The sequence below is a fragment of the Polyangiaceae bacterium genome (genome assembly GCA_020633205.1).
Classification (GTDB): Bacteria; Myxococcota_A; Polyangia; order Polyangiales; family Polyangiaceae; genus JAHBVY01.
In genome coordinates this window covers 15,857-40,992 of record JACKEB010000014.1, presented here as the reverse complement: position 1 = coordinate 40,992, position 25,136 = coordinate 15,857, and the positions used below count along the sequence as shown (strand labels likewise).

At 63.8% G+C, this 25,136-nt stretch carries 20 protein-coding genes; 8 read left to right on the top strand and 12 right to left on the bottom strand.

Translation table 11 applies throughout. From position 1 onward, the window contains the following. Positions 1-39: 39 nt before the first annotated feature. A complete protein-coding gene (locus H6718_20205; GenBank protein ID MCB9587737.1) occupies positions 40-1,146 on the top strand; it encodes a hypothetical protein in 1,107 nt (368 codons plus the stop codon). Here the strand turns inward: H6718_20205 and H6718_20200 are convergent, their stop codons facing one another. Then, entirely contained in the window at positions 1,147-1,356 is a 210-nt protein-coding gene (locus tag H6718_20200; protein ID MCB9587736.1) for a hypothetical protein, read from the bottom strand. It abuts the gene before it with no gap. Between the two features lie 167 nt (positions 1,357-1,523). Here H6718_20200 and H6718_20195 point away from each other — a divergent pair, with 167 nt between their 5' ends. The 4 genes from H6718_20195 (at position 1,524) to H6718_20180 (ending at position 6,077) form a co-directional block, all read left to right on the top strand. Next, a complete protein-coding gene (locus tag H6718_20195; GenBank protein ID MCB9587735.1) occupies positions 1,524-4,028 on the top strand; it encodes a DNA internalization-related competence protein ComEC/Rec2 in 2,505 nt (834 codons plus the stop codon). A gap of 57 nt (positions 4,029-4,085) precedes the next feature. Further along, complete coding sequence (gene hpt, locus H6718_20190) at positions 4,086-4,610, top strand: hypoxanthine phosphoribosyltransferase (protein MCB9587734.1); 525 nt, start codon at positions 4,086-4,088, stop codon at positions 4,608-4,610. An 82-nt stretch (positions 4,611-4,692) separates the two neighbouring features. After that, positions 4,693-5,682, top strand: a complete 990-nt coding sequence (locus H6718_20185; protein MCB9587733.1) for an NAD-dependent epimerase/dehydratase family protein — start codon at positions 4,693-4,695, stop codon at positions 5,680-5,682. A gap of 128 nt (positions 5,683-5,810) precedes the next feature. After that, positions 5,811-6,077 carry a hypothetical protein gene (locus H6718_20180; protein ID MCB9587732.1) on the top strand — a complete coding sequence of 89 codons (267 nt, stop codon included), beginning with the start codon at positions 5,811-5,813 and terminating at the stop codon, positions 6,075-6,077. Here H6718_20180 and H6718_20175 read toward each other — a convergent pair whose 3' ends face one another. The 5 genes from H6718_20175 to H6718_20155 form a co-directional block, all read right to left on the bottom strand. Continuing rightward, positions 6,078-7,421, bottom strand: coding sequence for a replication-associated recombination protein A (locus H6718_20175; protein MCB9587731.1), 1,344 nt, complete (start codon positions 7,419-7,421; stop codon positions 6,078-6,080). It lies immediately after the preceding gene. After that, positions 7,418-8,128 carry a YggS family pyridoxal phosphate-dependent enzyme gene (locus H6718_20170; GenBank protein ID MCB9587730.1) on the bottom strand — a complete coding sequence of 237 codons (711 nt, stop codon included), beginning with the start codon at positions 8,126-8,128 and terminating at the stop codon, positions 7,418-7,420. The genes H6718_20175 and H6718_20170 overlap by 4 nt, the downstream gene beginning before the upstream one ends. Positions 8,129-8,203: 75 nt before the next feature. Further along, a complete protein-coding gene (locus H6718_20165) occupies positions 8,204-9,376 on the bottom strand; it encodes a glycosyltransferase family 4 protein (GenBank protein MCB9587729.1) in 1,173 nt (390 codons plus the stop codon). A 9-nt stretch (positions 9,377-9,385) separates the two neighbouring features. Next, the gene (locus H6718_20160) at positions 9,386-10,006 is read right to left on the bottom strand and encodes a hypothetical protein (GenBank protein MCB9587728.1); all 621 of its coding nucleotides are present in this window, start codon (positions 10,004-10,006) and stop codon (positions 9,386-9,388) included. Then, the gene (locus H6718_20155; protein MCB9587727.1) at positions 10,003-11,220 is read right to left on the bottom strand and encodes a FliM/FliN family flagellar motor switch protein; all 1,218 of its coding nucleotides are present in this window, start codon (positions 11,218-11,220) and stop codon (positions 10,003-10,005) included. Before H6718_20155 ends, H6718_20160 begins: the two co-directional genes overlap by 4 nt. 253 nt (positions 11,221-11,473) lie before the next feature. Between H6718_20155 and H6718_20150 the strand changes: the two genes are divergently transcribed. Continuing rightward, complete coding sequence (locus H6718_20150) at positions 11,474-12,070, top strand: tetratricopeptide repeat protein (protein MCB9587726.1); 597 nt, start codon at positions 11,474-11,476, stop codon at positions 12,068-12,070. Between the two features lie 81 nt (positions 12,071-12,151). On the opposite strand, the gene H6718_20145 is transcribed toward H6718_20150, so the two are convergent. Together H6718_20145 and H6718_20140 are read right to left on the bottom strand one after the other, a co-directional pair. Continuing rightward, positions 12,152-15,910, bottom strand: a complete 3,759-nt coding sequence (locus tag H6718_20145) for a hypothetical protein (protein MCB9587725.1) — start codon at positions 15,908-15,910, stop codon at positions 12,152-12,154. Then, the gene (locus H6718_20140; protein ID MCB9587724.1) at positions 15,907-19,632 is read right to left on the bottom strand and encodes a DUF3857 domain-containing protein; all 3,726 of its coding nucleotides are present in this window, start codon (positions 19,630-19,632) and stop codon (positions 15,907-15,909) included. The genes H6718_20145 and H6718_20140 overlap by 4 nt, the downstream gene beginning before the upstream one ends. 833 nt (positions 19,633-20,465) lie before the next feature. Between H6718_20140 and H6718_20135 the strand changes: the two genes are divergently transcribed. Beyond that, complete coding sequence (locus H6718_20135) at positions 20,466-20,948, top strand: roadblock/LC7 domain-containing protein (protein ID MCB9587723.1); 483 nt, start codon at positions 20,466-20,468, stop codon at positions 20,946-20,948. 172 nt (positions 20,949-21,120) lie between these two features. Continuing rightward, positions 21,121-21,708, top strand: coding sequence for a gliding-motility protein MglA (locus tag H6718_20130; protein MCB9587722.1), 588 nt, complete (start codon positions 21,121-21,123; stop codon positions 21,706-21,708). Between the two features lie 483 nt (positions 21,709-22,191). Here H6718_20130 and H6718_20125 read toward each other — a convergent pair whose 3' ends face one another. Genes H6718_20125 through H6718_20110 form a run of 4 tightly spaced genes read right to left on the bottom strand, consistent with a single transcriptional unit; the run spans position 22,192 to position 25,069 of the window. Then, complete coding sequence (locus H6718_20125; GenBank protein ID MCB9587721.1) at positions 22,192-22,683, bottom strand: chemotaxis protein CheD; 492 nt, start codon at positions 22,681-22,683, stop codon at positions 22,192-22,194. Positions 22,684-22,712: 29 nt separating this feature from the next. Then, the gene (locus tag H6718_20120) at positions 22,713-23,135 is read right to left on the bottom strand and encodes a hypothetical protein (GenBank protein ID MCB9587720.1); all 423 of its coding nucleotides are present in this window, start codon (positions 23,133-23,135) and stop codon (positions 22,713-22,715) included. A gap of 4 nt (positions 23,136-23,139) precedes the next feature. Continuing rightward, positions 23,140-24,222 carry a chemotaxis response regulator protein-glutamate methylesterase gene (locus H6718_20115; GenBank protein MCB9587719.1) on the bottom strand — a complete coding sequence of 361 codons (1,083 nt, stop codon included), beginning with the start codon at positions 24,220-24,222 and terminating at the stop codon, positions 23,140-23,142. 1 nt (position 24,223) lies between these two features. Then, on the bottom strand, positions 24,224-25,069 hold the full coding sequence (locus H6718_20110) for a protein-glutamate O-methyltransferase CheR (GenBank protein ID MCB9587718.1): 846 nt from the start codon (positions 25,067-25,069) through the stop codon (positions 24,224-24,226). Positions 25,070-25,136: the final 67 nt, after the last annotated feature.

Below are 25,136 nucleotides of genomic sequence, written 5' to 3'. Positions count from 1 at the left end.
TTCAAGAGACCTCTCAAGCTTACGGCTCCTCTGCTCGCTTTGAGCTCTGCAGCACTGCTTTTGGCGTGCGGTAAATCAACGCTCGAACCGGTTGGGGCTGACTCTGGTGGCAGCGCTGGAGTGGGCGGGAGCAATGGCGGCTCGAGCGGCAATGCTGGTTCGAGTGGCAATGCTGGCAATGGCGGCTCCAGCGGCAGTGCCGGCTCCAGTGGGAACGCGGGAACGGCGGGCAGCGGAGGAAGCAGCGGAAGCTCGGCTTGCCTCACCCCCAACCCTGCGGGCTGCCAGCAAGACGGTTGCAACAACGACCAGTACTGTGACACCCCCGCCGACGAATGTTTCCCTACGGAATGCACCTGCGAAAACGGCGAGTGGAACTGCGTGGGGCGTAACTGCGGTGAGTACACCACGACCCCAGAGTGCGCGCAGGCCGAGTACTACGTGCGCGTCGGCTATGTCCAAGGTCAGGAAGCCACGGGTGACTTCTGCGTCGCCTACCAGGACGACAGTGGGGAGCAGCCTGCGTGGGAACCCGTTGGCTTGATGGAGGCCAATGGCTATCAGCCAGAACAGTTTGAAGGCCTGGACAAGCTCTCGCGCTACTTGCCGCTGAAGCAGAAGCCGCTCTACTTCACCAAGGCGACGGGCAGCTGCGCCGCGGGCGGTCCGGCGATCAACACCACCGGGGACGGGCACTACTTCACGTTCCTCAGCGTGCCTTACTCCCACGAGGCGGACCAGATGTGGGTCATCCCTGAGGTCGACCCGGATCCGATCGACCCAGGCTTCGGCGGCAGCCAGATCCGCATTCAGAACGCCACTTTCCGCGCGGATAACATCAGGGTCGCCGCACATGTTGCGGACGGTCCGCCCCAGGGTCTCGGTGACTACACCTTTGGTGACCCGAGCAATTCGTTCATCAGCTCTGAGAACCACCTCGAGTATCTAACGGTCGACGATGGGGAGCCTGCCGCAGCGGAACTCAGCTGGGCCGGTTGGGACCTACTGCCGCTCTACCACACCACGGTGTTCATCTCCGGAGACCGCGACGTGGGCTATCGTGGTCTCGGCTGCATCGGCTCTAATCCGGTGCTCGAAGGCTCCGACTACTCCAACTGCTACTACGTCGACCAGCTAGGGCAGTAGTCAGCGCAGCGGCGCGAGCGACTGGCAGACGGCGAGCACCTTCTGGAGCTCGCCGTCGTGCATTTGCACGTCGTACTCCAAGTACCCCGTGCACAGCGCGTGGCTGCCCGAGTCGATGGGCAAGATCACGAACACCCGACTCACCCGCTCGAAGTAGTGAATCGTCGTGCCCCCGCGGGTTTCCCCCAAGCGCACTCGATAGCTGCGCACGCTGAAGGGCAGCTTGGCTTGGTCGTCACCCCCAATTCCCCAACACGCGCTCGAGCATAGCAGCTAGCGGGTGTCGCCAGTCGCCGTTGGCCGCCACCCCTCGAAGCAGCGGCAAACGGCTCCTCGGGGTGATCCTCGAGCGGCCTCGATCTTGCAGCTTGCTACCCATGACTCCTGGGAGCCGCAGTGAGTTAGAGCTGCAACAGGCTCCAAGCGCATCGAAAACAAATCCTCAAGGAAATAAACGCGTCGACCCGGTGCTGATGCTGGGAGGCGCGCTCGCGCTGGGCGGCGTTGCGGTGACTCACCCGAGGTGGCTCATCGTCGCCGTGTTGAGCTTGCTCTTGCTCACCTGGCGTCACACCCGTTGGCCGACTCGCGCACTAGTGGTCCCATTTGTACTGCTGGGGGCCGCTCGCGCATCGCTCACGCTGGGCGACTACGATCGCGCGTGGCACGAGGCGCGCGCCTGGGTGGTGCCAGGGTCACGCTGTATCGGCCACGGCGAGGTCATCGCGTCTCCAGTGCTGCGCGGTGATCGCCTGGGAGTCACTGCACGACTCGAGCTCGAGTGCGACGCGAGGCAGCTGCCCCGCACACAGGTGGTGCGGCTATACGGCGGGCCAGACAGCCTCGGCCGCGGCGACCAGATCCACGTCGTGAGTCAGCTCTCGCCAGTGCAGATCTTGAGGAACCTCGAGCTGCCGGATCCGCGTCCAGGCGCCGCCCGAGGCGGAGTGACGCTGAGCGGCTCCGTACTGTCTCTCGAAATCGAGCGACCTGGCCGCGGCATTGGACACCGCATCGACGGCGCGCGCGGCTACGCGCGACGGCGCATCACCCAGACCTTCGATCCTCTCGCGGCGCCGATGGCTCGCGCCTTGGTGTTGGGTGAAAACGACTTGGACGCCGAGGACGACAGTGCGTTTCGCAAGAGTGGCCTATCGCATCTGCTCGCCGTCAGCGGCACGCACTTGGTGTTCGCGGTGGTGAGCTTGGTGACGGCGCTACAGGCGCTGCTCACCCGGCTTACGTTCATTTCCTCACGGTATCATTGTGGTCGCATCGCCGCGCTGATTGGTTGCCCGCTGGCGCTTGCCTACGCCGATTACGCCGGTGGCAGCGGATCTGCCTGGCGCGCCGCCTTCATGCTGTGTGCGGTGTTCGCGGCGCGCGCCCTGGAGCGACGTGCGGGGCCAGCGCGTAGCCTCGGCTGGTCTTTCGTAGCGGGCGCGCTGGTCGATCCGCTGGTCTGCTACGACGTGTCGTTCTTGCTCTCCGCTGCGGCGACTGTCGGCTTGGTCTGCATTGGTTCCCCGGCGCTGGCCTGGGCAGAGACCTGGAGCATCACCAAGAAGAGCAAGGTCATCGGCTATTTGGCGGCTTCGATCATGGCCACGGTCGGCTCGATGTTGCCCTGCGCGCCGCTCTTGGCGGTGCTGAGCCCGGATCTGACGCTGGCGGGGATCCTGGCAAATGTGGTCGCGGCCCCGCTGGGTGAGATCATCGCCTTACCCCTTTGCCTGGCTCATATCCTCGCGGCACCAGTTCCGGTGCTGGAGCAAGGCATGGCGAAGGCAGCGGGTGGCGCGCTGCTCGTGGTGCGCCAAGTGGCCCACTGGAGCGCCGCGGCTCGTAGCATGGCCTTCGCGGTTCCGCCGCCCACCGCAGCGCACCTCTGGGTGTTGGGCTGCACCGGGCTCGGCGCGTTGCTCGCCGCGTGGCGGAGGCGCTGGCGCGCGACCTGGCTTTGGGTAGCTGCACTGGTGCTGGGCAGCGTGGGTGCGGAAGCACTGGCTCGCTATCAGTCCCGTCCTCGCGGCGAGCTACGCATCGCCCAGCTCGATGTGGGCCAGGGCGACAGCGCACTGGTCGATCTGCCTGATGGCAAGCTCATGCTGATCGATGGCGGTGGTTCAGCTCAGCCAGAGGCCGGATTCGACCCTGGTCGGCGCGTGATCTTGCCAGTGCTCCGAGCCCGGCGGCGACGCCGCGTGGACGTGGTGCTCATCACGCACCCACATCCCGACCACTACGGAGGCTTGCCCAGCGTGCTCCAAGAAGCTCAAGTCGCCGAGATTTGGGACAGTTCGTTTCCCGGCGGCAAGACCTACGAACGCTTGCTACGCAGCGGCCCGCGGGTCCGTCACGCGGAGGAACTATGCGCACGCTACCCCGCTGGAGGGCACCCCGATCGCGGCTACTTGCTGGAAGTCTTGGGTCCCTGTCCCGGCTCCCCGGAGCTCGACGCAAACGACAACTCCATCGTGCTCCGCCTGAGCGTCGGCAAACGCCGCTTTCTGTTCACGGGTGACGCAGAGGCGGCCCAAGAAGCGCAGCTCCTCGAGCAACACGGCGGCGACCTCCAGGCGGACTGGCTGAAGGCTGGGCACCACGGCAGCCGCACTTCGAGCAGCGCAGAGCTGCTGCAGCACGTCGCTCCCGCGCTTGTCGGGATCTCATGCGGGGTACGCAACGGCTTCGGTCACCCACACCAAGAGGCGCTGGAACGGATCCAAGCCAGCGGCGCCGAGATTTGGCGCATCGACGACGCCGGGAGCTTGGAGCTGAATTTGGTCAACGGGACGCTCTACTACGGTGGCTTCGCCTGGGGGGATCGGGGGAGAGAACTACCGGCGCAGCCGCCCTTCGCAGCCAAAGCGACGCCATAGCCAGGTCCACCTCACCCCGGGTTTGACGGCAGCTCACACGCTCGGTAGCTCAGGCACATGACCGACGGCATCGAGACCATCTTCACCGCCGAGCAAATCCACGCCCGCGTCAAAGAGCTGGGCGCGGAGATCAGCCGCGACTACCAGAAGCGCAACCTGGTGCTGCTATGCATTCTAAAGGGCAGCTTCGTGTTCGCGGCGGATCTCGCTCGCGCCATCGACATTCCCTTGCGCATCGAGTTCATGGGCCTCTCCAGCTACGGAGAAGACACCAAGAGCTCCGGCGTGGTGCAGATCACTCAAGACGTGAGCACGCCCCTGGCGGGCGAGGACGTGCTCATCGTCGAGGACATCGTGGATACCGGCCTCACGCTGCACTACCTGCTGCAGCAGATTCAGACTCGCAGCCCTGCCAGCGTGCGCATCTGTTCCTTGCTCCACAAGCCGGCGCGAGAAAAGAAGAAGGTCGCAATCGACTACCTGGGCTTCACCATCGAAGACCGCTTCGTCATCGGGTACGGCCTAGACTGGGCGCAAAAGTACCGCAACCTGCCGTTCATCGGCGAGGTCACGAACCCCTGAATCCAGGGCGAGCAAACCCGAACCCGCGCCAAAGCGCCCACCATCCACCGCGCACCAGAGACATTGCCCCGCGGAACCAAGCATGGAATCCCAGAGCCTGCCCCACTTCCCAGCATTCGAAAAACTGCGCGGCGCACGCGTGCTCATCACCGGAGGAGCTGGCTTCATCGGCTCTCACCTTGCGCGGCGCGCGAGTTCGCTCGGAGCAAGCGTGCGTATCTTGGATGACTTGTCAGGCGGCTTCCTGGAGAACCTGGAAGGCATCGACTACGAGTTCTTCGAGGGTTCCGTCGAGGACGCGACGCTGGTGGAGCGAGCATCTGTAGACGTTGACTACGTGTTTCACGAGGCAGCGATGGTCTCCGTCCCGGAGAGCGTGGAGCAGCCCGCGCGCTGTTACAGCATCAACAATCTAGGCTGCCAGCATGTGCTCGAGAGCGCTGGCCGCGCCAAGGCCAAGCGTGTCGTGCTGGCGTCGAGCGCCGCAGCCTATGGTCAGACACCTAGCCTCCCGAGCAAGGAGACCGACGCGCCGGATTGCTGGTCGCCGTACGCTGCCAGCAAAGTCGCCGCTGAGCTCCAGAGCCAAGCCTGGGGCCGCGTGAGTGGGCTCTCTAGCGTGAACCTGCGCTACTTCAACGTGTACGGTCCCCGCCAGAACCCGAACTCAGCCTATGCGGCGGTTATCAGCGCGTTCGCCAAGGCGCTCATCTCGAGCAAGCAGCCGACCATTTTCGGAGACGGCTCTCAAACCCGAGACTTCACCCACGTTGACAATGTCGTCCTAGCTAATTTCCTCGCGGCAACGCATGATGCGGCTTTCATGGGTGACGTCTTCAACGTCGGCTTGGGGCATCAGACGAGCTTGCTCGACTTGCTCGCTGCGATGTGCCGCACCCTGGATGTGGACGTCAAACCCGCATTTGCGGAACTGCGAGCTGGCGATGTTGCCCACTCCTGCGCGGACATCGACCGCACTCGTAGCGCGCTCGGCTACGCACCATGCATCGACTTCGAGGCGGGCCTGCAGGACACGCTCGAAGACTTCAAGCAGCGCTACGCCGCAAACTGAAGCACGGCAACCTCAGCCGCGCTCAACGCACGCCGGCACACCGCGCTTGCCAGAACTCCGCGCTTACCAGAACTCCAGCCGCCTAGACGACGCTTCGGGGATCCACGCTCAGGCGGTATTCTGACGCGATGGACTCCCTCGAATCGCGCATCGAAAAGCTGGAGCGCTCGAACTTCCGTCTCAAACTGCTGATCGTTGGCGTGCTCGCCCTTTTCGCGGGCTGCAACGGCGTCACCTCTCACGTGGAGACGATGTACGCGCGGCGAGTCATCATCGTCGATCCAAGCGAGAAGGAAGTCGGCCGCCTCGAAGGCACGGCGGGCGGCGCATACCTACAGCTGAACGGCGGCGGCAAGCAGCTCAAGCTGGAAGGCAACACCGAGCTGAAGAAGTAGTCACTTGTTCTTTGCGCTGCGAAGCCGCTCGAGGCGCTCGCCAATCGCCTTTTCCAGGCCTTGATCGCTCGGCTCGTAGAACCTGGCACCCGAAATTGTTTCCGGGAGGTAATCCGCATCGACCCAGCCTCCGGCGTGGTCATGGGGGTACTGGTAGCCCGCGCCGTAGCCTTCCTGCTTCATCAGCTTGGTGGAGGCGTTGCGCAGTGACATCGGTACGGGCAACGCGCCGTGTCGCTTGATCGCCTCACGCGCGGCGGAAAACGCGCGGCCCACCGAGTTCGATTTGGGGCAGCTGGCGAGGTACAAGCACGCGTGGGCGATGGGGTATAGCCCTTCCGGCATCCCCATACGGCGAAAGGCTTGATCCGCGTTGACCGCGACCATCAGCGCTCGCGGATCTGCGTTCCCAACATCTTCACTCGCGAAGATGATCAAGCGGCGCAACACGAACAGCGGATCGTCGCCCGCTTCGAGCATGCGCATCAGCCAGTAGATCGACGCATCGGGGTCGGAGCCGCGCATGGACTTGATGAGCGCGCTCACCACGTTGTAGTGCTCTTCGCCGCTCTTGTCGTAGAGCAGCGTCGGTCCGCCGATCGCCTGCTCCACCAGATCCGAGTCGATGGCTGGCTGGTTCGGCTCCCGCAGCGACGCAGCCGTCTCCAACAATCCCAGAGCGCGTCTGGCGTCGCCTTGAGCCGCGACGGCGATCGTCTCCAGCACCTCCCGCGGTGCACTGGGGGGTAACGCCATGGTCGCCAAGCCGCGCACCTCGTCGGTGAGCGCGCGCTCGAGCAGGCTTACAATGTCGGCGCTCGATAGCTGCTCCAGGCGGAACACACGACAACGACTGAGCACCGCGGCATTCACGGCAAACGACGGGTTCTCTGTCGTGGCGCCGATCAGGCGAATGGTGCCGTTCTCGACGTGAGGCAGGAAGGCGTCTTGCTGGCTCTTGTTGAAGCGATGGATCTCATCGACGAACAAGATCGTGCTCTTGCCTTGATAGTCCCGGCGCTCCCGCGCTTCCTTGATGATGGTACGGAGCTCTGCCACGCCGCCGAGCACCGCGCTGAACGGAACGAACTCCGAGCGAGTGACTTCGCTGATCACATGGGCCAGCGTGGTCTTGCCGGACCCCGGCGGGCCCCAGAGGATCATCGACGGCAGGCGGTCGTCACGTATCGCCCGCGCAAGTAGCTTGCCCTCGCCGATCAGCTGTTGCTGACCAACGACCTCCGTGAGGCTGCGGGGCCGCATGCGGTCCGCCAGTGGTGCTTCGCCGCTCTGCTTTCCTTGCCGCGCGGCAAGAAGAGACGGCTGGCGGTCAGACGCTTTCATCCGTGCCTCTCACCGAAGATGGCAGTGCCGACGCGCACCTCGGTCGACCCAGCAAGCACTGCCGCCTCGAGATCGCCGCTCATGCCCATCGACAGCTCCGGCAAGGCTCGGCTTCCGCCGACGCGATCGCGCAGCTCGCGCAGGTTCTCGAAGAACCCGCGGGCTCCTTGTGGATCATCGGTCTGGGGGGGAATCGCCATCAACCCACGCACTTCGAGGCTTGGGTAGGCGCGGGCCGCCTGCAGCAAGTCCGGCAACGCGTCAGGGCTGACGCCAGACTTGTTCGCTTCGCCTCCGAGGTTGACCTCCAGCAGCACCTCGAGCGTCTTGGCTCTTCCCGCTGCGCCTTCGCACGCCTCGCTCTGCTTTGCGAGCTCAGCGAGCAGGCGCTCAGAGTCGACACTGCACACGCGCACCACACGGGGCACCACGAGCTTTGCTTTGTTCCGTTGCAGGTGCCCGATCATGTGCCAACGGATCTCCTTCAGGTCGCTCAACTCGTCGGCTTTGGTCGCAAGCTCCTGAGCGTAGCTCTCGCCAAAATCGCGCTGACCCAGCGCGTACGCTTCACGGATGGCGCTTACTGGCTGCTTCTTCGAGACGGCGAGGAGCTTCACGCTCTCCGGGTCACGCCCGGCGCGCACCGCGGCTTCACGCACGCGGGCTCGCACTGCCAACAGGCGCGCTGCAACCGAGGTGTCTGTCATCAGGCTCGGAGTGTTACCCATCCGTGGCGCCGGGCAATCAATCGACTCGGTGACGGCAACACCGGAACTCTACCGTCATCGGGTGAGGCTGTCGTAGACGTCGAGGGTGCCCCGGGCCATGCGCTCAACGCTGAAGTGGCGCGCTCTGGCGACACCTGCGGCGCTGTAGCGCCGACGCTCACTGGCGTTGTCCGCGAGTGTGACGATGGCGCGGGCGATCGCTGCGTGATCTTCAGGGTCCACGGTGATCGCCGCATCTGCCGCGACCTCCGCCATGCTCGACACGTCGCTCGTGATCACCGGACAGCCTGCAGCCATGGCCTCGACCACCGGGTAGCCGAAGCCTTCTGCCCGAGACACGAAGAGCTGCGCAGCCGCGCCACGCATCAGCGATCCAAGCTCCGCGTCGCTGACGAAACCCAACAGCTGCACCGCCCCAGGAGCATCCGCCTCAGCCAGTCGATCGGCAATCCTGCGCTGTGTCCCTTCGTCGAGCTCCGCCGCCCAGGCCAGCACCAGCTCGAGCTCTGGCGCCAAGCGTCGCGCCTCGATCACCGCAGAGAGCATCCCGTCGAAGTTCTTTCGCCAGTCACCCGCACCGACGTAGAGCACGTAGGTCTTCTCGAGCAACTCAAACTTGTCGCGCACCTGACGATCTCCACCGTCGGGTTCCGGACTCCACAGTCCGAGGTCGACACCGTTGTAGACCACCGATATTTTCTTTGGGGAAATACCCAAGAGGGTCACTAAGTCATTCGCGGTGGTCTCACTGATGGCGATGACGTGGTCGGCGGAAGCGTATCGCCGATGATCGAGCCGCAGCCTGCCTGGGTACCAGCCGTCGCGGTAGTCGAGGTAGCGGTCCGGATACCGCAGCGGGATTAGATCGTGCGCCGTGACCACTCTCGGGCAGCTCAGCTTGCCAAGGGGCGTTGCGTTAGGGTGACCTTGATGGAGCAAGTCCGGAGCAAGCTGTTTCAGCGCCCGTCCGAGGCTCACCCGCAAGCGATACGCCCAGGCAGCGTGGGTCTCTCGCGGTGCCGACCCCACGCGAGCGATCGCCTGCTTCACGTCCCCGTTGGCGACAGGTGCACCGAGGTAGCTGAAGGACTCGAGCGCCGTGAGCTCCAGCGGGTAGCCCCGCACTTCGCTCGCCAGTGCCTCCCCCAAGCTCGCTACATAACGACCGATACCGCGCGTGCGCGCACCGGTGCGCAGAACGGAAACATCATACAAAACGCGCGGCACTGAGGCTCGTTACTCCGCCGTGACTGATGGAGCAGGCGTTGGGGCCTCCGGCGCTGCGGGAGCGTCGGGCGCCTTGGCCGCTCCGGCGCCGCCTTTGGCCAGTGTCAGCTTTGCGTCGCGCACCATCAGGCTGTCACCAGAGGACGCTTGGAGCTTACCTTCCAAGCCTTCCCCCTTTTTATCCGCAAGGAAATATGCAGTGGTAATCTTTGCGTCTTCGGCGTCGGGGGTGAGGCGCACGCTCAGGGTCTCGCCCTCCACGCTGCCGGTTGCCGACATCTCACCCAAGGGTCCGGAGAGCTTCCCGCTCACTTCCCCTGCTTCATCGATGGTGAGGCTGATTTTGCCTTTGCCGGCTTCCGACTTACCGTCGTCATCTTTCCAGTTGCGGATGGCGCCGTCCTTCGCCTCCATTTCGATCAGGTAGTGCGTCGCGTCGTACTCGCCGGACCAGTCGCCTTCGTACCAGGGCTTGGGTTTGGGGGGAGGAGCAGCGCTCGCCACTTCGGTGGCGCTGGCGCTCGCTGTGGCGCCGGGCGCTGGGTCCTCTTTGCAGCCGCCGGCGCACACTCCCAAGGCGAGCGCCAGGGAGAGCCAGCCGCGTGACGAAGAATGCTGGAAGAAGCTCATGCTTGAGACGCTCCGTGTTGGCTGTTCCCGGTGACCATTTCAGTGATCCTCACCCCCACCTGACCTTCCACTTCTACCAGCTCCCCACGAGCGATTTCCCGTCCCGCACAACGCAGGACGACCGGCTCCGAGACGCGTTGCGTGGTCTCGATCACGTCGCCCGCCTGAAGCTCTGCCCACTCTCGCGCGCTGAGCGTTACGCTGCCCAGTTCCACACGGATAACCAGAGGCGCGTCCAGCGCCGACTGTCCCACGGGGGACTGACCTGACTTGTCTTCCGTCATCACGTTCTCCGATTCTAGATCCTGGTTGGAAGAAAGCGAGCCGTAGCCGGCTGTGCGCGAAAGGTTGGCTGCAGGAGTGAGGTCGCTATGGGAGGGCGGCGCCTGCTCCACGTCGAGAGGTACCGGAAGCAGCGTTCCAACGACACGCAGTCCGCCCCCCGCTTCAAGCTCCACCCGCGCCCCCATATCGCTGTCCGGTGCGACCAGCGCGGCGTGCCCCTGAAGTGAACCATGATGCGAGCTCAGCCAGAGCGATTCCCCAGGGATCCATGCATCGCCAACTTCTAGGATCTTCAAGAGCTCGCGGTCACACAGGCTCGTGCCCACGACGAGAGGCAGCTCGAGGGGCAGCCAGCCAAGGTCTTCGAGTGGCCGGGCTTGGCCCACGGAGGGCAGCGTCAACGGCTCGCACCAAGCGAAGACCGAGTAAGGGCTGCCATCGACCAGCAGCGTGAGCTCCGCCCAGAGTACCTTGGCGGCGTGCCAGGGCGCGCAAGCTGAGAGCGCCGAGTCGTGCCCTACGCGCCTCGCCGCCTCGATCAAGAGGGAGCTGAGCGCGCCGTGGGCAATGGCATCGAGCGGGGCGTCGGGGCGAGACATACGCCAGGGCTGGCCCAACAGGCGCGAGAGCAGCACGCTGCCGAGCTCGGCGCTCGACGTGAAGCCGAGACGCGCGACATTAGGCTCCGTGCGGAAATAAAGCGCGATGTCTCTCAGGGCGAGATCTGCGGGCTCTCGGACCCGTAGCAGCTCGACGCCTTGGAAGACGCCGTCAACATCGGCGCCGAGGAGTTCCCCCAGCGCACGCGCCCACTTTCCGAAGCGAAAGACGCGCTCGAGGTTCCTGCGCATGCCGCGACACGCGCGCACTTCTTCCCGGCCCAAGTGCTCCAGAGCTTCCCAGGGATAGTCTCGGACCTCGCGGCTCACTGGGGGTCACTATCACTGGCAGCGCATTGCTGACAGCCCGAGACGCGGCAGAACTGCGGCCCGACGCCAAGCGGTCCAAGTTCGCCTGCACCCCGAGCAAACCCAGCTCGCTGCCCACCCGTGGCGCTCAAGTCACTGATATTGCTCACAATTTATCTCGACCATCGGAAGGACGTCGCAGGCGTGTGGTCGCGGGGAGTCAAAGCACTGCAGCCCGTGGTAACTTGCGGTTCCGATGCGTACGACGAGTCGAATGGGAGTTCGAGCCGTGGCCCTCGCCTGCCTATTGGTCGGCACTGGCTTCGCGAGCTCGAGTCTGGCGCAAGGCACCGCAAAGAAGGACGCAAAGGCGGACTCTGGCGAGGTCAAGCGCGACCCCGACGGTGTGAAGGGCATCAGCCCCTTCTGGGAAGCGGTGAATCGCGGAAACAGCGCCTACATCGCGCGCGACTTCGACGGAGCGATCGCGGCTTTCCGTGAGGCCATCACCAAGGAACCGCAGAACGCCTTGGGGCATTACCGCATGGCAGAGGCGCAGCGCGGTAAAGGTGACCTGCCAGCTGCCGAGGCGTCGCTGGCAGACGCCTTGCGCTACTCGGGCAATGACCCCCGCCTTCGCGCCAAGGTGCAGTTTCTGATCGCTGACACCAAGGAGCGAGCGAAGGCTTACGACGACGCGATCGCGAAGTGGACCGACTACGAGGGCGCCGCAGCGAAGCCAGAGTCCAAAGCCTACGCGGAGACCGGCCCCGAGCGTAAGAAGCGCATCGAAACTTGGAAGCAACTCGTCAAAGACTACAGCGCCGTGAAGACTCGCATCGCGAAGCGCCTGGCCGAAGAGACCAAGTAGCCGCTTGACGTCTGCAAGAACAAGAGGCGACGGCTCAGGCCGTCGCCTCTTTCTTCGTTTGTAGCCAGGAGCCTGCGGCGGCTAGCGAATACGAATCGAGCTGTTCAGCGCGTTGTCCAACTGCCGCACGAAGCTCTGGAACTTCGCGTAGTCCGCGGGTTGGACGCGGCCAGACGCCAGGTAGAGATCCCGAGACAGCTTGAGTGTCGAGCCTTCGACGGAGTCGCTCACCCGGCCCTCGTGCTGCTGAAAACTCCCGCTGAACTTCGGCAGCTGACCGTCGACGTGCATGCCCGGGGGTAGCTGAATCGAGAGCTCGCTCTTGATGTGGGTCGCGTCGCCGAAGAAGAGCGGTGTCTGCCGCGCGGGCAACGCCGCGAGCTGTGCTACACGGGGTGAGAACGGCGGATCGATGACCAGCGCGCCGGCGGACAGCTGAGCGAACACGCTCATCTCCGCCGTCATCACCATTTCCAAGGGGAAATCGACGTCGTCCAGGTGCTTCAGCTCGAACTTGATCAGACGAGCGCCACGTAGCTCCTTCGCGAGCAACTTCGACTCGATGATGTCCTTCAGCTGGGCTTCGGGCACCTGCGCTAGCCCTGCTCTCAGCCCGACAGCGTACTTGCCATGGTAGCGCTGGGTGAGTTCGAGCGTTGCCGAACCGTTCTTCTGGAGCTTCACGCTTCCGAGGTGCTCAATCAGATCGAGCACGCCCTCCTTGGGGAGCTCCACCTTCACGGGGGCTTCTCCGCCGAGCTCGTAGCCGGGCATGCCACGCACTGAGTCGGGGATGTAGCCAAAGGGCGTGTACTTGCTGTCCAGGGTCAGCCACACATCCGCTTGCTTGGCGGGCTGAACGCGGAGCACTGCAGTGGTGTAGTCAGTGACCTTCGAGAGCGGCCCAATGCTCGGGGTCGTGATGCGGCTCTTCGCGACGACGTACTTCGCTGGAATGCCCCGCGCCTGACACAGCAAGATGAACGCCTTCCAGCGGTTGCCTTGCTTGCCGACGATGACGCGGCGTCCGTCGCTCTCGTCGCCCTCTTCGATGTTGGCGATCACCCAGTGGTAGAGCTTCTTGACCTGGTCGGTCGTCGCGCGGGTCGAGCCCACGATGTTCGCGGCGATGGCCTGAATCCGTGGATCCATCGGAGTGAGATCGATCGCCGAGTCGTTCAGGTTGCGGAGCCGATCGTCGAGGCTAACACCCCAGCCCACGTGGACAGACGGCAGGAACTCCGAGGCCGGGGCGCTAAGGGGTTCGACCGGCGCGGCGGGGCTCTTCGTGACGAGCCAGGTGCGTACCTCGCGCCCCGTATCCTTCTCGATCGTAGGTGGCGGCACCTGGCCACGAGTCTCGATCACCAGGTCCTTGTCGCTAGGAGAGATCAGCACGAACTGGCTGCGCCAGTAGGCGATGTTTTCCTCTCGGAAAAACCAGCGAGGTCCGTAGTAGGCGCGCCCGCTCTGACCATCCCCGTAGCGCGACACGATGTTTTCGGTCTCGATGTAGTCGCCCACCTCGAGGTGCGGCATGGTCACCGTCGGCTTGCCCGAGACGAACTCCGGCTCGAGGATGCTGCCGTCCTTCTTGATCACCCGCATGTGCAGCACCATGCCTTCAGGCGGGCTCTGCTCAGCGAACTGACCGATGGCTTCCGGGCTCTGAATCCGCACCACCTCGTGGCTCAGCATGCGACTTGAAGAGTCCCCACGGACCGCGACGGCCGAGTAGTCGAGGATGCGCGCGGCGGTGCCGTCCATCTCTTCGCCGCTCGCCTCATAGTCCGCGATCACCTTCAGCCCATCCACGCGATAGGGCTCGAGCTCGGTCACGCCCTCGATCAAGTCGATGGCGTCGGCGATGTCGCTGTAGTCTGCCCCCGCCTCGATGGCCTCGATCAACGCCTTGCGCAGCGCCCCGTGTTTGCCGGTGGCGAACTGCGCGTCAGCCAGCTCGAGGCGGGCGCGACCGCTCTTCGGCTCCTTCTTGATGGCCGCCTCGAGCTTCTTCCAAGTCTCGGAGGTATTGCCAGCGCGTACCAATACGTCCTCGATGCGCTCAGCAATGTCCTTGCGGTCCGGGCGTCGCTTGCCGAGACGCTTGAGTTCTACGAGCGCAGCGGCGTAATCCTGGCGTGCGAGGGCTCGGTCTAGCCGAATTTCGCTGTCTGGCGAGAGCTCGAGGATTCGCTTCACCAGCTCGTCCGATTTCTCGAAATCGCCCCGGTCGTCGTAAGCCGTTGCCACGACCGCCAGCGTCTCTGGATCCCTCGGGAAACGTTTGCCTAGCTCTTGAATCGTCTCGAGCCGCTCGGGCGCCCAGCCGAGCTGACCGTACAACGACGCCAGCGTACTCAAGATCCCTGGGACTTCCGGGAACTCCGCGGCGAGGGCGCGCAGCGGCTTGATCGCCTCCGGCAGGCCTTTGGTGCTCGCCTCACGCAAGATCAACGCCATGCGGGGCGCCCAGAGCTTCTGGTCACGCTTGGCCGCTGCCTCCTGCAGGCTACGGACCAAGTCGTCCCCCTTCGACTCGTCGTAGACGGGGTCGTCAGAGGCAAACACCGCAGCGGTCGCCAGCGCCACGCCGGTGGCCTTCGTGGGTCGCTTCACCAGCGGCTGAATCAGCACGCTGGCCACGTCATCTTGACCTTCCACATGAGCCAGCTCGGCGGCGATGAGGCGCAACAGGTCGTCTCCCTCCGTCGCTGCCTTGCCGCTCTTGGCCGCTTTCACGAACGGCATCAGCGCGTTTGGATCGGCGAGCTCTTGAGGTGGCACGATGGCGTAGGGCGCAGTCGCGTCGGTCGACGCCTTGATTTCTGCAGGGCGGCCATCGGACTCGAGCACCCGCATGGACGTGTAGCCCTCGGTCAGCCGCGCCAAGACACGGTGGCGGCCCGCTTCGAGGCGCACGGCAGCGCCGAAACGCGGCCAACCACCCCACTCGCGCGGATCCCTGGTGAGGACCTTCTGGTCGTCTACCCAGAGCGCAACTGCTCCCTGCGCGACCAGGATGAGGTTCCTGGCTGCTGGTAGATCGAGGAAGGTCTCCGCATAGAAGATCCCGGAGTGCACCGGCTCGTCCACCGCGACATTGCACCCCCGAGACTCGACCTTCAGCTGGCGTGGCTTGATCGAGGTGCCCGGCACAGAGTCCCAGGACATCGGCCAGGGACCGGGCTTTTCCGCCGGGTAATGACGAATGGTGTCCGACGCAGCTCGCCTGCCAAACGGACCGGCCATCCGCACGTCGCTGATGCAGCCGAATTGCTTGCGGGTGAGCGCTTCTACGTTGGAGTCGGCGCTCGCCCACGCCTCATCGGTCAGCCAATCGACGAGCTCCGCGCGAGCGCGCCAGCCAACGAAGCCAGGTGAGTCGATGGCGGTGGTGACGGTTTGCTTGTGGTCCGCCCACAGGTCTTTGCCTGCCAGGTGCCGGAAGCCGAGCCCCTCGTTGGCGGCATACCAGGCGATCAACGGAGACTCTGGCGCATTCTCCTGCCGCGCCGCCTGCAAGCTGGCGAGGTAGTGCTCCGACGCACTGGTCATGCGCCCGTGATGCACGTCATCGATGCCGCGCAATAGATGGGCCCGCGCCGATCCGACGTTGAGCTTGTCGAGCACCTCGCGCGCCTTGTTGGCGCGTCCAGGATCGCCACCTGGCGAGACCAGCTCTGCGGAGAACCAACGCTCGGCCACGCTCGGGTCGCTGGTCGTCGGACCAATCTTCCGCAGCTCATCCAGGCTCGAGTTGGCTCCACGGGTCGAGTGCCCACAGCCAACCAGAGCCAGCCCACAGACGCAGGCAACGAAAGCCAGCCGCGCGCTCATTTCTCCACCACCAATCGTTGCGCGAAGGCGCTGTCTACTTCGGTACAGAACTTCTTCCACTCTGCGTACTCGCTGCTCTTCACCCGGGCGACGTCGATCACCAGGGTGCTCGTCACCTTCACCTCACCGCCGACCTGGCTCACCTGGAGCTCGAAGCTGCCGAACTTGGACTTCCCGCTCTTGGCGCTGGGCAGCGCCACCACCTTCATGCCAGCCGGCAACTTGACGCTGAAGGTGTTCTTGCTGGTGCCGAGCGCGGGAAGAGGAACATCGAGCTTGCGCGACGACAGTGAGGCGAAGCTAGGAGTGAGGCGGTAGTTGCTCGTGACCGCCATGCTCAGCCGCTTGCCCTCAACCCGAGCAAAGCTCGGCGCCTTGCCCTTGATTTTCATGCTGACGGGTTGCTCGACGTCCTCGAGGTCTCCCGCGACGATTCCAGCCTTGCCCTCGTCGATTTCGATGCCAGGGAACTCCTGACCCAGGTCGCGCTGTACTCGCGCGCGACGCGTTGCTTCCGCGTGGTAACGCCGACGCCAAGAGGAGGCGCCGGTGCCCTTGGTCTCATACGCCAGCTCGAGCTTGGCCGAGCCGTCAGCGTCCACCACAGCCGTGATGTCGCGGGTATCGACGGCAGACTTGGGGTCGATCTGCGGCAGGTGAACCAGCTTGCTGTCCCCTTGATTGACCAACAGACCGAGGGCTCCCAGGTCCATCGCTGGCAGCTCAGTGCTCCCGGTGAACTCAGCGGTGCCATCCAAGTAGAGATCGAGCTCCGGCACGTAGGCGATGGCGTGGTCGAACGGCGCGAGGCTTGCGACCTGGGAAGCGAAGTCGCCACGTAGGCCGGTACGCAAGATCACGATCGTGGAGTTGATGCCCAACTCTTTCAACATGGAAACAATGACTGTCGCCTTGTCCTTGCAGTCGCCCCAGCCGCGGGCAACCGTCTGCACACAGCGGCGAGGCTTGAAGCCGTAGATGCCGAACTCCAGCGCGACGTAGCGCGTGTTCTCGATCACCCAGCCGTAGACGGCCTTCACCTTGTCGAGGGTCGTGGTCTTGCCCTTGGTGATGTCGTGAACGAGCTTGCGCGTCTCGTCATCCAGATCGAACTGGTCTTTGGCGAGGCCCCAGTACCAGGTGCCCATGGCTTTGTAGTCCTTGAACGTCGACACGTGGACGAAGCCGAGGACTTCAGGCCACGGCGGCATCGCCGGCTCAGGCACGATGGCCGGCACCTTCTCCATGGAGAAGCGGTAGATCTGCTGGTCGCCCTTGGCCTCTTGGGTCTTTTTCAAGCCCGGCAGGCGCACCGTGTCGATGTACAGCTTGCGCTTCTTCGGGGCGATCAGCACGTACTCCGCGTGACCAATGGGCTCGCTCGACTGCAGGTACTCGACCGCGCCGAAGTAGTCCGAGAACTCGTTCACCGGCGTGACATCGTCGATGCGGTACTTCAGCTCGACCACGTCCCCAGGCTCGAGGCGCGGGAACTGCACGTAGTAGCTGCGCGATGAGGTGTACATCGCGATGCTGGGATCGTCCGCGGCGGCTTCGCCGCTCTCGATCGCCTCATCTACGCTGCCATCAGCGCGGTACACCTTCGCACCTCGGAGCTGCACCCGCTGACTGTCAGCTTGGTAGGCAAAGCCGAATTGCCGCGAGGTAGCGGCCGCTGAGTCCGTGAGGGGTTGGAACACCACCTGTCGGAACTGACTGCTGAGACCGTTGTCGTAGACCGTGGTCACTGTCAGGTCGACGAGGGTGCGCTTGTTCTGTCCCTTGGGACGCGCGAGCCGATCCTTGAGGAAACGCTTGGAGGCCCACGCATAGGCCTCGTCGGAACGAGGTTTGGGGGGCTCGATGTGCTCGACGTATTCGCGCACGTCCTGCTCTTGCGGGCGGATCTGCAGGATTTGCCGCAAGAGCGCGAGCTGCTCCTCGCGGTTACCGGTCTCCGCGTGGAGGTCCGCGAGGGCGCGCATGGTGCCTACGTCTTCAGGCGTCAGATCGAGGGCTCGCTTGTATTCGGCGACAGCGCGCTGGGGCTGCCCGAGCATGCGCTGGGTCTGGGCGCTCACGGCATATGCCCAGAGGCTGTCTCCATCCGCCTCGAGCAAGCGGGATGTCCAGTGCTGGGCTGCGCGGGTGTTCCGCCGCGTAACGGCGAGGTCCACCTTTTGTCCAAGGTAGCTTCGGTCATCGAAGCGCCGCGCCGCGTAGCGGCTCTCCACTTCCTCGGCTTCCGTCGCGCGTCCGAGAGCACGCAGCTGGGAAGCATACATGTTCAGCAAGGTCACCGACTCCGGGCTCTTCTCGACGGCGCGCTCGAGCGCCTCTAGCGCAGTGCGCTTCAAGCCCGCTTCGTTGTAGAGTTCGATGCGGCCTTCGAGGCCCTCCAGATTGTCTGGGTCGAGGGCGAGAACCTTGTCGTAGTAAGGAATCGCGTCACGCCAAGCGGGGCTGCTCCGCGCGAGGCGCGCCCGCGCCAGCAGCACCTCGACGTCGTCGGGCTTCGCGAGCGCTTCCGCCTTCTTCACCCAGGCTGCGTATTTGTTTCGGTCCTCCGACAAGTCGCCCGCCAGAAGCAGTCGCTTGACGCTGGGCTCCTGCTCAGCCGCGCGGAGAGCGTAGTCCCTTGCCCAGTGCTCCTTTGGGTCGTCGCCGCCCGTTTCCACGAGGTAATCAGCGTAGGCGTACAACGCCGCTGCCGAAGGCTTTTTGCTACTGATCGTCTTCTCGAAGGCTTGCACCGCACCTAGCGGACCGCTGGGTGCGACGACCTCCACCTTCTTGGCGGCGTTCTTCACCGCGAGCTTGCTGTGCTCAACCGAGTTCGAGAACTCCAGGTCTGCATCCGGCTTCCCCGCCGCATCCGCGAGGCGCACCGTGGCTGCTGGGGCGCTCGCCTCACCGCACACCTTGATGGTGAGGTTGTTGAAGCCCGCCTCCAGCTTCACCCGGGTGGCAAAACGCTCGGCGTCGTGGCCGCGATAGGCGGTGTCTTCGAGCACTTGGTTGCCATTCCAGAACAGCTTGAACGCGCCACTGGCGCCAACCCAGGCGGAGATCTGCTTCGGCTTGCCTGCCTTGCTCTTCACGAAGCTCGTGAGGTAGCCGCAAGCCTTCTGCTCGGGGCGTACCAACGAGCCCAAATCCACGAACCCGTACGAGAACACGTTCGGTGCCTCCCGCCAGCGTACGGGTCGCTCCTTTCCGCTGTACGCGCGGCCCAGCACGATCGCCGAGGCAAATTCTGTTTCCGGCTGGAAAGCTTGAGCGAGACCCGCCTTGCCCTCGTTGTCGAAAGGTCCCACGACCAACCAGCGGTCCACGAAGCCGAGGTCGCGAAGTTGCTTGCGATTTGCGGTCAGATCGCCACGACGTCCGCGGGCGTAGGCAGCCAACATGGCAGCGTAGGCGCGCGTCGAAGGCGTGAGCTTTGAGTTCTCACTAGCCAAGCGGAGCACCTGCTCGACCTGGTCCGGATTGGCGCGATCCCAAGTCGCCCAAACCCGACGCAGGGCAGCGTACCCTTCGGCGCCCTTTGCGCTTTCCACCTCCGCCGACGCGCGCTCGAGGTCCGGATGAAACCACTCCGCCCGCGCAGTGCCGCCGCTTAGAAGCGCGAGGGCCAGGGTGCTGACCGTGAGTGCGATGCGTTGGGGGTTTCGGCGACGGTGTCCCGGACACGCGTCGTTCGGCAGTTGGCGATCCTTCACGTCCCGCGTCCTACTCCCGTCCCTGGATGATGTCGATTCAGGTCGGTCAGACATCGAAACGTCCAGCGGCAAAGCAGCCCGTCCGTCCGGGGCACCCAACGACAGCGCCCTGGCGCGGCAGTGTGGAAGCAGCCAAAGCAAGCGTGTTTCTGCGAAGACAGCGCCGGAAACCCGCAGCACGCGCTAGAAGCTGCGGCGCTAGAAGGTTGCAGCGCCAACAGGCTTCAGCGCTGCAACCGGCAAGCGCACCCTAACCCGCATCGGATCCAGCGCCGGCGCGACTCGAATCCAGCCCGCGATGGACATACGCTTCTCACTCTCAAGCTGCTTGCTGGCGGTGATGGGGTCAGATAGGGTCTTCGGACGCGTTGGCGCGGACGGTGACCGTCCACACGCCACCCGTAACCCGAAATTGCCACTGCTCGCGCCGAGGTCGGCGTGAGCGCAACCGACTCTCTCAAGTCACCTGCTCAGCCGGGTGTCGCCCCCCGCATGGGATTGAACATTCGCCCTCCCACAGACTGCCGCTTCGAGCGCAGCCGCCTGGACCGCAGCCGGACTCTTGATGCCCTGCCAGCGCTGGACAGCGGGCGCGGGTCGAGTTCCCAGACGGCGGAGGCGCGGGTGCAGCCCTCACCTGGGGGGAGCGATGACAGCGAGGCAGTTGCTTTCGGGCGCGCGCCACGCGATGAAGAAGACTCTCTCGCTTGCGCCCTAGGCGCGCGTTTTCAGTTTGGTGCGGTGCTCGACGTAGTGCCGTGCGAGGTCCTACTGCGCAACGGAATGCGCGACTTGGTCAGCGAGCAACACTCGCGGACAATCTGGAGGCTCTGATGGTCAACCCTCAGATGGTGATGTACGAGGAGGAGTTCAACCAGATCCAGACGGTAGTGGACCGTCTGGTTCGGGAAGCGAACGCCAAGGTCGTCTTCATCGTCGACAAGAATGGTCAGCTCATCGCGGCAAGCGGCGAGGTCGACAACATCGACACGACGTCCCTGGCGTCACTCACCGCGGGCAACATCGCCGCAACGGGTGGCATCGCCAAACTGCTTAGGGAGAACGAGTTCGCCACTCAGTTCCATGAGGGTGAGAACGCGAACATCCACATCCAGCTGGTTGGCAATCGCGTCATCCTGGTCGTGATCTTCGACTCCAAGTCGAGCTTGGGTCTGGTCCGACTACGCGTGCGCAAAGCAAGCGACGAGCTCAATCGGATCTTCGAAGCGCTCTTGAGCAAGGTTCAAGAGCCGGGTGGGGACTCGCCCTTCGCGGAGATCACCGACGAAGACATCGACAACCTGTTCAACGACTGAGTCAAAGGTCGATGAACCGAGTCGATGGAAGGAACGCGTGCAGAAAGCCGTTCAGAATGGCTGGTGCTGGGCTTGCCCGGCTGGAGCGCCACCAGGTTGAACTCGGGCCTCACGGCCAGGCAGCTGCAGTGCCGAAAGCCAGCTCGGGAACTCACAGCGTGAGGAAACTGCGATGAGCTTCATCAACTACATGGCCCGGGAGATCAACTGCAAGATCGTCTACTACGGGCCAGGTCTCTGCGGAAAGACGACCAACCTTCAATACATCTACGAGCGCACCAACCCGGACGCGAAGGGCAAGATGATCAGCCTCGCGACGGAGACGGAGCGTACGTTGTTCTTCGACTTCCTTCCGCTGTCGCTGGGTGAGATTCGCGGCTTCAAGACGCGCTTCCACCTCTACACGGTGCCGGGTCAGGTGTTCTACGACGCGAGTCGTAAGCTGATCCTGAAAGGCGTCGACGGCGTCATCTTCGTCGCGGACTCTCAGATCGAGCGCCTCGAGGCAAACCAGGAGAGCGTGGACAACCTACGCACGAACCTGGCGGAGCAAGGTTACTCCCTCGAGAAGATCCCGTACGTGATCCAGTACAACAAGCGGGACCTACCCAACGCCGTAGAAGTCGAAGAGCTGCGCTCGCTGATCAACCCGATGAACGTGCCCGATTTCGAGGCTCAGGCGAGGACCGGACAAGGCGTGTTCGACACGCTGAAGGCCGTCTCCAAGCTCGTGCTCACCGAGCTCAAGCGCGGCGGCTGATCCAGCTGCGCCGGGCTAGCACCCAGCGCGCTCTCACCCCCAGTCCCAGGTCGCCCGAAACGGCACCCTCAAGGGCTTGGGGGTTTCGCTTATTTAAGCAGCAGAATGGCTGCGATCCTGGCTAGTTAGCACGGGGGCAAAGCGTGGCTTTTTTAGGGGGAGAGAAAAAGCTTGAACACACCCGGGTTCAAGCGTAGGCCTCCCGACCCCATGTACCTGTTCACGAAAAAGCCCCGCAAGACCGACCGTAAGCGCTGCAACCGCAAGAACGCCAAGAACAAGGCGAAGAACCGCGGCCGCCGTAACCGCGTCGACTCGAACCGCTAGTCTTAGCCGCTGGTCTGGCCTTGGAGCGCACGCTCCTGAGGGCCACTAGCAGGTATCCTCGCCCCCACGCGCCTCGCGCCGGGGGCGCTGGTGCTTTGTGGCGAAGCAGCGCCCGAGCACGACTCGCGATTTCTGCACAGAAATCAGGTAGGCGATTCAGGGTAGGAGCACGGTCCGCGCGTCTCGCGTGCTGCTCTCGCAGCGACCCGTCATGCAGTCCAACGTGAGCGCGCGCACCGACTTGCCCCCAACGTCCGCGCCCTTCTGGGTGATGCCGTGCTTCCACAGCACCTTCTTCAGGACGTTGAGGTTCTTCGTACCGGTTTGCATGAACCCACCCGTGGGTGTCGCTCCACCGGCGACTGCGGCGAGCAGACGTGTCCGCGAAGCACCTGCAGCGTAGAGTTCCTTCAAGAGCGCGTCTGCACCGGCGTCGACGAACTTGGCAGGTGCCTCGGTGGGCCCATTGCTCGGGCCCGACAGCATGGCGTGTAGAACACCACCGATGCGTAGCGTGGGGTCATACAGCACCAAAGCGACTCCGCTACCCAAGCCATAGGTGACGATCACTTCGCCGGACTGCGCGAGACGTAGCTCTCCCACCCGAACGACGACTTGATGCGACTGGATAACTTGTACTGCGCCCACGAGCTTCCTCGGAGATTTGTTTGGAGACGTCAGGCCTCGATGGCTTCTGCGACGGCTACGGTCAGGCGAGTGTGGCTCTCATTTTCGGTCCACTCGTCGTTCTCAGCCTCAGGAACCGGCCCCAGCACGTCGGTCATGCGCCTCAAGCGATAGCGTTCGAGGAGCGCATTCATCTCGGGCTCTGACACCACGCCAGCAGCGACGAGGAGCTCGCCGATTTTGGGCCGTGACTCCATTTGGAGCACCAAGATCTGTTGAACTTGATTTTCCGTCAGGAATCCCAGTGACACGCCGATTTCGCCGAAGCGACCGCCGTGATCAGCCTGGTGATTCAGGATGTGCCAGATCTGCTGAATGGTGAGCAGCTTCCTACCGAGAGCTAGCTTCCCAAACTGCGGAGTCTTTGCGAGTTGTTCGTCCAGGGCGGCGACGATCTGGTCGGCCGTCGCCACGCCTTCATCCATTAGATACCTTCCGAACATCTTTTTCCCCTGTCGAAAGTGCGGCAATAGCCGCGGCTGCGACCTTCTGGAGTGGCTTGCTCTCGGTCACTCCACCCATCTCAACGGCTACTTTCGGCATTCCATAAACAACACATGTCTCTTCATCTTGAGCGATGGTGTGCGCCCCCGCTTTGTGCATGGCCAACATGCCCGTTGCGCCGTCCTGACCCATACCCGTAAGGATCACCCCCACCGCGTGCTTGCCCGCGTGCTTGGCGACGGACTCGAACATCACGTCGACCGAAGGACAGTGTCGCGTTTCAGGATCCGTCCCACCCACACGTGCCACATAGTGGCCGCCGCTGCGGACGACGCGGAAGTGCACGCCACCGGGCGCCAGGAGCACACGACCGGCGATCACGCGATCGCCGTCCACGGCCTCCTTCACACTCAGCGGGCATTCGCGGTCCAGACGCTCTGCGTACATCTTGGTGAAGACGGGAGGCATGTGCTGGACGACCACCACCCCAGGGCCGTCGATCGGCAAGCCCAACAGCACGTCTCTCACCGCCTCGGTGCCACCAGTGGAAGCACCAATCGCGAGGATCTTGTCGGTCGAAGCCACCATTGGGGAGGTGGCTTTCGCCGCAACAACCTGGCGCACAGCGTTGCCGTCTCGCTTGAGGTGACTCACGGAAACCCGGGACGCCGCCTTGATCTTGGCGATCAGCTCAGTCAGCAACAGCTCCACCCCGTTGTGCACGTTTGCTGCGGGCTTCAGCACGAAGTCGACCGCACCGGCGCTGAGCGCCTCCATGGTGGTCTCCGCCGAGCGGCTGGTGAGGGAGCTCACCATCACGACCGGCATCGGGTGCTGGGGCATCAGCCGCTTGAGAAACTCGACACCAGTCATGCGCGGCATTTCCACGTCGAGCGTCAGCACGTCGGGGTTCAACTGCACGATCAAATCACGGGCGACGTATGGATCGTTCGCCGTGCCCACCACCTCAATCGCCGGGTCCATGGCCAGGCCCTTGGTGAGCAGCTGACGAATCAGCGCCGAGTCGTCGACCACTAGCACTCTAATCTTGCTCACATTACCTCCGTTGATACACGCCTGAAGAAACGCTCTGGATGCCCGGGATGCCGCGCGGCAATGACTCCGACAACCCGACGACCAGGTAGCCACCAGGGTGGATGTACTGCGCAATCCGCTTCACCAGCTCCACGCGTGTTTCTGTATCGAAATAAATCATCACGTTGCGAATGAACACGTAGTCGAAGGGACGCTTGAACGGGATGGGGTTCATCAGGTTGAAGCGCCTGAACAACACATCCTTCTTGAGCTCCGGCTTTACCTTCCAGAGGTCTGGCCCCGTCCGCTGGAGATAGCGCTCTCTCAGGTGGGCAGGCATCGCATCGACTTGTTCGTCGGGGTACTCACCCTTGTCGGCCACAGCCAGCGCCTGGGCGGAAATGTCCGTGGCCAGCAGACCAGCGTCCCACTCACGGTAGCCAGCACCGAAGTGCTCCCGCAGCAGCATGGCGAGCGTGTAAGGCTCGTGCCCGTACGAAGCCGCAGCGCACCAGCCCCGAAGCTCCTTGCGCTTCGCTCTCCGCTCCGCGCGCTGACTGAGCTCGGGTAGCACCCGGGTGAAGAAGTCGTAATGCGCCGGCTCGCGGTTGAAGTAGGTGTGGTTCGTGGAGACGACATTCATCAACTCCTCGAGCACATCCGGGGATGGGCGTTGAAGGCATGTGTCGATGTAGTCTTTGAATGAAACGAGCCGATGCTTGTCGAGCACCTTCCTCAGGCGGCTCGCGAGCATGCCGCGCTTGTGGTCCGCCAGCGAGATGCCGAAGTTCTTGTGGATGAAACTCTGAAGGAATCGAAACTCGGGTACAGCGAGATCCGGTCCTCCTACGCTCAGTTCAGCTTCCATACGTTCTCCTCATACAGAGCGAGCCGTCAGAGATGAGACTCTCGACGGCTCGCTCATATCCCCAGGG